This window comes from Microbacterium sp., assembly GCF_031988965.1.
In the GTDB taxonomy this organism is placed as follows: Bacteria; Actinomycetota; Actinomycetes; order Actinomycetales; family Microbacteriaceae; genus Microbacterium.
This window is the reverse complement of sequence record NZ_DALZXX010000140.1, coordinates 6,281-7,480: the sequence shown is the minus strand read 5'-3', so window position 1 is coordinate 7,480 and position 1,200 is coordinate 6,281. Positions and strand designations below refer to the sequence as shown.

Here is a 1,200-nt window from a genome sequence, read left to right as displayed (position 1 = left end):
GACGGCAGCAGCGACCATCGGCCGCCGACGGAGGTCGGCCGCGGTGCGGTGCGGGTCAACGACATGCCGCGATAGGTGCGCGCGCGGGGGGCGCGCCGGGTCACGCGGTGAGCCTGGGACCCGCCGGCGAGCAGCGACCGGATCGGCGCGAACGTGTCGTTCGTCACCCTGCCCGCCCAGGTCAGTGCCCAGAGCGCTTCGAGCACGGACTGCTCGTTCTCGGCTCCCGCCATCTCTTTCAGCTGCGCAGCGAAGTACGCGCCGCCCGCGTCGAGCGCGCCGAGCACCCGCGCCTCGAGCGAGTCTGCGGCGATCTCGTCGTCGGGTTCGGGCATCGTGAACGGTGAGAGGTCGGCGGGATGCAGCGACACCCACCCGTCACGACCGGGCAGAGTGCCGTGGCCCGACCAGATGACCTCGCCGGCTGCCGTCAGCTCGTCGAGAAGGGCGGGGGAGTAGTCGCGCACGCGCGAGGGCAGCACGAGCGATTCCCACGCGCTCGCGGGGATCGGGACGCCCGCGAACTGCTCGATCACCGTGAGCACGCCGTCGAGTCCCTCCAGCGGACGGCTGAGATGCTGCCACTCCGGCAGGAAGCGGGCATACGCCTCCGGCGACACCGGTTCGACACTGCCGCGGATCGCGGCGAGCGACCGCATGCGCAGCCGCCGCAGCACCTCGGTGTCGCACCACTCGGTCTCGTTCGCCGCCCCCGAGGCCTCGGGCAGGAAGTATCCGCTGGTCAGACGTCCGGAATGCTCCAGCCGCTGCAGCGTGTGGCGGGCGACAGCGGCACCGAGCCCGAAGCGCTCCGCGACGGCATCCGTCGTGAAGGGACCGTGAGTGCGGGCGTATCGCGCGACCAGATCGCCGAGCGGGTCGGCGAGCGGCTCCAGGAAGGCGACCGGGATGCCGGTGGGCAGAGCTGCACCCAGTGCGTCGCGCAACCGACCGGCGTCTTCGATCGCGGCGACGCGGGTGACACCCGCGATCGTCACGGGGATGGCGCGGCGCGCGGTGACGAGTGCCTCGAGGTGCGCGGCGGCGGTTCCGGTCTCGGGGTCGAGCCGCTGGTCGATCTCGGCGGCGTCCATCGGTCCGAGCATCCGCAGCAGGTCGGCGACGCCCTCGAGCCCGCGTGCGGGCCGTTCCGGATCGAGCCGCTGCGCCTCGCGTTCGAACTGCGCGATGACGGCGGGG

General features: G+C 72.8%; 1 protein-coding gene. It reads right to left on the bottom strand.

From position 1 onward, the window contains the following. Window positions 1-1,200 (bottom strand): DNA glycosylase AlkZ-like family protein (locus RTM68_RS15735; RefSeq protein ID WP_312172696.1); only part of this gene is annotated, 1,200 nt, incomplete at both ends.